Consider the following 5247-nt stretch of genomic DNA (forward strand, 5'->3'; position numbering starts at 1 on the left):
GAACTGGTGCGCCTGATCCTGCGCAGCGTCGCCGTCCTCGGCTGAACGTCGACTCCGTCAGCTGACCAGCGCGAGATCGTCGCTTGAGGCCGACAGACGCACCTTGGTCCCGAGCAGGTCGGGCAATATCCAGACCCGCCGCTCGGCGCTGACCTTCTCGATCGACCCGATCATGTCTACGAAGGGCGCCGACGCCATCCGCACCCGATCGCCTTCGCGCAGCATCTGCGGCGGCGCCATCCGCCCGCCGGCGTCGTAGCGCTCGATCAGCGCCTCGACGAAGCCCGGCGGCAACGGAGCGGGGCTGGCACCGAACGACACCAGCCGGACGACCCCCTGCGTTCCGTTCACTGCGCGCAATGCGGCCGACGGAACCGCCATATCGGCGCCAGCGCGCACGAAGACATAACCGGGAAAAAGCGGCCGCCGCACCGTCCGGAACGCACTCGCCCCCCGAACCGCGCACTGCTCCTGCGGGACGAACAGCTCGAACCCCTGCCGCCGCAGATTCCGCTCGGCAATCGCCCCCGCATTGGGCTTGAGCTGCGCCGCGTACCATGGTCGTGGCATTTCCGGACGGTCCAAGGCGATCCCCCGATCGAAGCGTTCACCGCTGAACGCTACTGTGCCCGTGAGCGGCGCGAGTCAATCCAGCGCGGGCCGATAAGCCGCAGCAGCGAATGCCACCGCCTCGCGGATGGCATCCAGCGGACGGTCCGCCTGCAACGCCATCTCGATCGAAATCCAATGATCATAATCGGTGGCGGACAGGGCGTGAGCCGCCGCCCGGTGCGGGAATTCCGGCGCAGCGAAGGCGCCGAGATTCCGTTCCGACACATGGTAATGACAGAGAATGTCCTGCGTCTGTTCGATTGCGGTGACGATATCGTCCTCGCCGAGCGACACGCAGCCGATGTCGAGATGCAGGGCGAGATGGGAATGGCCGATCTCGCGCACCATGGCGGCGATATCCTGCCAGCGCCGCAGAAAATCGCCGCCATAGAAGCTTGGCACCGGCTCTATGCCGAGACGAATATCGGAGGCGCCAGCGATATCGGCAAGACGCGCGAGGCGGTCGCGGCCTATGGCCCAGGCCTCTGCCTCCGGCAGGTCCCCGGTCTGTCGCGTACCGGGCGCACCGAACACCGCCACCGAAGAGCCGAGCAGCGCGCCGAAATCGGTGACGTGCTCGAGGCGTGCGGCCAGTCGGGCGAACTGCTCCTCAGTCCCGAACAGGCTCCCGCCTTCAACCCCGAAGAAGATCGCCTGGAGCGAGGGCGCCTGCAGGCCGAGATCCGCGATGCGCTGCCTGAACTCAACAATCCGAGCGGGGGTAAGCTCGACCCATGGCGCGATCCGCGTCAATGCCACCTCGAGCCCCCCGAGCCCCGCCTCGACGAGATCGCTCAGGACCGCATCGGGCATGTCCGCAGGGAAGGCGAGGTTGGACAAGGCAAGCTTCATGCGTCTCGGCTCTCCGCAATGAAACGCCCCAGTTCGTCCATCACCGTCGCAGCCGACAGCTGGTAGGGACCGTGGCCGCTTCCGAGCAAATCGGGATAGAGTGTGCGGAAATCATAACGGACGCGGGCGTCCCCCTTCAGCCGATCGGCCTTCTCGGCAAAATAGCGCATCACGATGTCGCGGGTCGGAAGCGGCTCGGGGGCGACATGGACGAGGTCGGCCCCCTCCGCCTCGATGCGCGCCAGGTCTTCGGCAAAGCGTCGCAGCGGATACCATTGGAAGCAGCTGTCGAGCGAGATGCCCTCGATCCCATTGTCGTGGATCAGGTCGAACAGGATGTTCTTCTTCAGGCCCGTGCCGAACAGTCCAGGAAGGCGGACGATCCGGCAGGCCGGGAAACGCGATCTGACCCATTGTTCGAGTTCGAAGCGATGCCGCCCATAGGGCGCCGTATTGCCCGCAGGCGACGTGCTTTCGTCCACGCCTACGGGATCGGCGAAGACGTCGACCGTAGAGATCAGCGTGAAACGATCGGCCCTGACCGTCTCCAGCACATCGGTGAGGCGGCGAATGCCGGCGAGATCCTGTTCCGGTTCCTTGTTCGCGAGCCATTTGACGGCCGAAACACCCGCACAGACGACATGGCCGAAGCGCCCCCCCCGCATATCGTCGATGGTTCGCGAATTGAAACAGGCCGCATAATGCGAGGCGCGCGCCAGCGTGGATCCCACCAGCCCGCTATGCCCGATCAGCGCCTTATCGGCTTCGATCATGCCCCTTCTCCCGGCGCCCTCAGGATGTCGTTGCGGATCAGTGCTTCGGAAGGCCGGTGCGTGTCCAGCCGCCCGGTCGCGATCTCGCCCAATATGCGTTCGGTCGCATGGAAGATCGTGTCGATCTTGCCCGACATGACGATGAAGCGACGCCCGCGCCGCTCGACATAACAACTGCGATCGTCGGCCGCGCCGGTCGGCTTGGTCTTGATCGACAACTGGATGCCGAGGAAGCGGAAATGGTCGCGGAAGCCCGGCAGGTTGCGCATGATCTGCGCTTCCATCGCCGCGCGCTTGGCCTGCACCGTCTCGCCCGTCACACCGTCACGCAGGGCGATGGCGGCAGCCGGATCGCGGACTTGGCCCAGCGGCGTGTGGGGGACGCTCGACAGCGTGTACACATGCGGATCCTCGGTCGGATAGACCGAGCAGAGCGGACCATCGACGAGGGTGATCGCAGGAAAGCGGTCCGCCGCCTCATAATAAAGCAACATCGTCGGTTCGTAGATGCAGTCGATCGCCGGTCGCGTCAGATGCCCCCAGGTCGCGTCGATGACGAAATCGAAACGGCGACCGTTGACGACGACTTCGTCCTCGTGCTCCTCGATCGTCTCGATCGCAGTATCGAGCGTCATGACCGGTGCCAGCCGCTGCGAGAACAGGGCGCGTGCTTCGGACAAAAGGATCACCCGCTCCGGCACCAGCAGGGCGCCCTCTATGTCGACGAGGCCCGGGACAGGCTGCGCGCTCTCCACGAAATCCATCCCCGACGAGCTCATGATCAGCTTGTAGGTCGGAAAGTCGATCAGGCTCTGGCCATGGGGGATCGCATAGACATTCTGCGCAATCGGCGCCGACAGTTCGGGATAGCGTTCGAGGAAGCGGAAATAGCCGTCCCGCGACTGCTGCCGGGTCTGCTGATGACGGGCATAATGAAAGCCCATGTGGAGGCGGAACTGGTTGTTGCCCGAGGCATCGTTGAGCAGCCGTCCGCTCTTTTCGTAGAGCTGCACCTCGAAGCCGAGATTGTGCAGCGACAATGCGATGTGGCAGCCATACCAGCCACCCCCGACGATCGCGACCGAATAGGGCATCAGGCAAGCTCCGTCATAGCGCTGGCACGTCCGCACGCCGCCCGACCGACCGACGAACCCGCGCAACGGCGCAGCCAAGTTCGAAGGCCTGGTAGAAGCGATCGGCAACGGCCTCCATCCCGCCGCTGGCCTCGAAGGTCGCCCGCGCTGCAAGCCCGGCCCGACGACGGAAATCGCCATCGACGATCAGGCTGCGCAGATGATCATACCAATGGTCGGTGGTGGTGGCGACCAGACCATCCTCGCCATGGTGGACGAACTGGCGGTAGGACAGGATATCGGACACCACCACCGGCAGGCCGAGCGACATATAGACGGCCGGCTTGTTATGCGCCTTGGCGGCATAGAAGGGGTTGAGGTCGGCCATCGGCGCGATGCCGATGTCGCAGGCCCGGATCACCGAACCGATGGTGTCGGCGGTCCAGGGAACGAAGCGCGTCGGGAAGGCGAATATGCTGCGGAGGATCTCCGGATTGTCGGTGATCCCGTGAAAGGGCGCGGGGCGTTCGCGCGGCATTGCCACGACCAGTTCGAACGACCCCGGCAGATCGCGGTGGAGCCGCTCCAGCGGGTCGCGCAGCAATTCGAGGAGATGGAGACCATAAGCGGTTCCCTCCCACAGGATCAGAGTCGCCCCCGAGGCGGCCTTCGCCGCCAGCAGCGCATCGCCGACGGGCGACCGCGCAGGTTCGAAATCGGATGCCGGTATGGCCTCCGCGATCGCCACCGAAAAAGGGTTTATGCTGCGCAGCGATGCCGCCTGTGCCTCGGATGCGCAGATCACGACATCGGCGCCGGCTACAGCGCGCAGCATCCTTGCCCGGAAGCTGATCGGCAGCCCGAGACGATTGGCCCAGCGCCGGACGCCCGCCTTCAAGCCGCGCCGGCCGCCGCCGAAATGCCAGGCGGCGATCGTCTCCAGGTCGTTGACCTTCTCATTGTCGAAGGCGGCCCAGTCGGCGGTCAACAGATCCTCGGTAATCCCCATCGCGATGGCAGGACCGCGCGACGGCGCGCGCATCGCTGCTTCGATCTGCGACAGGCCCAGGTGCGAGGCCACGAAATAGGCGATATCGGCGTCGGACCCGGCTCCATAGGGCGCGACTGTGGCGCCCCGCGCTTCCCAGTGCGGGATCAGCGTCGCAAGCCGGCGCCGATCAGTCGGGCTGGGGATCGGGCTCTGCCCAAAGCTGTCCGGCCTTTCCGGTAGGAAAGCTATGCGCATTGCGGGCGAGGGCCTTCGGATATGTCTGGCATGGGCGGCTGCACCTATGGCCGTTTCGCCGCCAGCGGAAAAGGCGCTTTGTCACAGGCATCCCTCGCTACGGAACCGCTGCTCTTGCGGCGGCGCGAAAAGCGGCTAGACGTTCACGCGTGAACACTCCCTCCGGGACGTTCTTATGATCTTGCCGGCGGGGATGCTTCCCACGCCGTGCGGTAGCCTGCCCGCAGTCCGTCCGCAGCGATGAGCAGCGATAGCGACACCACCCGACAGGAAGATATCCACTTCCGCATCCTGCGCCTGCTCGACCAGAATCCGTCGGCCAGCCAGCGCGATATCGCGGTGGCGCTGGGGGTCAGTCTGGGCGGGGTCAATTACTGTCTGCGCGCGCTGGTCGCCAAAGGCCATGTGAAGATCGAGAATTTTCAGGCCTCGAAGAACAAGCTGCGCTACGTCTATGTGCTGACCCCGGAGGGCATCGCGCATCGCGCCAAGCTCGCGGCGCGCTTCATCCGTCGCAAGATGGCCGAATATGAAGCGATCAAGGCCGAGATCGAGAGCCTGCGCCTCGATTATGGCGACAAACTCGCGACCGCCGGCGACGGCGGCCCCGACCAGCCCCACACCCAACCCATCCAAGAACCGAAGGACTCATGGCGAAGCGAGCGCTGATAACCGGCAGCACCGGGCAGGA

At 65.1% G+C, this 5247-nt stretch carries 6 protein-coding genes; 1 reads left to right on the forward strand and 5 read right to left on the reverse strand.

All coding sequences use genetic code 11. The annotated features are described in order from the left end of the window. Positions 1-57: 57 nt before the first annotated feature. The 5 genes from KAY22_RS24090 to KAY22_RS24110 form a co-directional block, all read right to left on the reverse strand. Positions 58-570, reverse strand: coding sequence for a transcription termination/antitermination NusG family protein (locus KAY22_RS24090; protein WP_296625673.1), 513 nt, complete (start codon positions 568-570; stop codon positions 58-60). Between the two features lie 75 nt (positions 571-645). Continuing rightward, positions 646-1464, reverse strand: coding sequence for a sugar phosphate isomerase/epimerase family protein (locus tag KAY22_RS24095; RefSeq protein WP_296625674.1), 819 nt, complete (start codon positions 1462-1464; stop codon positions 646-648). Beyond that, positions 1461-2237, reverse strand: a complete 777-nt coding sequence (locus KAY22_RS24100) for an NAD-dependent epimerase/dehydratase family protein (protein WP_296625675.1) — start codon at positions 2235-2237, stop codon at positions 1461-1463. Before KAY22_RS24100 ends, KAY22_RS24095 begins: the two co-directional genes overlap by 4 nt. Next, positions 2234-3331: an FAD-dependent oxidoreductase gene (locus KAY22_RS24105; RefSeq protein WP_296625676.1), complete on the reverse strand. Its 1098-nt coding sequence runs from the start codon at positions 3329-3331 to the stop codon at positions 2234-2236. The genes KAY22_RS24100 and KAY22_RS24105 overlap by 4 nt, the downstream gene beginning before the upstream one ends. Positions 3332-3344: 13 nt before the next feature. After that, positions 3345-4556 (reverse strand): glycosyltransferase, encoded by a 1212-nt coding sequence (locus KAY22_RS24110; protein ID WP_296625677.1) that lies wholly within the window; start codon positions 4554-4556, stop codon positions 3345-3347. Positions 4557-4796: 240 nt separating this feature from the next. Between KAY22_RS24110 and KAY22_RS24115 the strand changes: the two genes are divergently transcribed. Beyond that, positions 4797-5225 (forward strand): MarR family EPS-associated transcriptional regulator, encoded by a 429-nt coding sequence (locus tag KAY22_RS24115; RefSeq protein WP_296625678.1) that lies wholly within the window; start codon positions 4797-4799, stop codon positions 5223-5225. The last annotated feature ends 22 nt before the right edge of the window (positions 5226-5247 follow it).

The organism is Rhizorhabdus sp., from assembly GCF_018006725.1.
Classification (GTDB): Bacteria; Pseudomonadota; Alphaproteobacteria; order Sphingomonadales; family Sphingomonadaceae; genus Rhizorhabdus.

Excerpts from the sequence above, each read along its gene's own strand:
- KAY22_RS24090 (WP_296625673.1), bottom strand. The coding sequence starts at position 570 with ATGCCACGACCATGGTACGCGGCGCAGCTCAAGCCCAATGCGGGGGCG.
- KAY22_RS24095 (WP_296625674.1), bottom strand. The coding sequence starts at position 1,464 with ATGAAGCTTGCCTTGTCCAACCTCGCCTTCCCTGCGGACATGCCCGAT.
- KAY22_RS24100 (WP_296625675.1), bottom strand. The coding sequence starts at position 2,237 with ATGATCGAAGCCGATAAGGCGCTGATCGGGCATAGCGGGCTGGTGGGA.
- KAY22_RS24105 (WP_296625676.1), bottom strand. The coding sequence starts at position 3,331 with ATGCCCTATTCGGTCGCGATCGTCGGGGGTGGCTGGTATGGCTGCCAC.
- KAY22_RS24110 (WP_296625677.1), bottom strand. The coding sequence starts at position 4,556 with ATGCGCATAGCTTTCCTACCGGAAAGGCCGGACAGCTTTGGGCAGAGC.
- KAY22_RS24115 (WP_296625678.1), top strand. The coding sequence starts at position 4,797 with ATGAGCAGCGATAGCGACACCACCCGACAGGAAGATATCCACTTCCGC.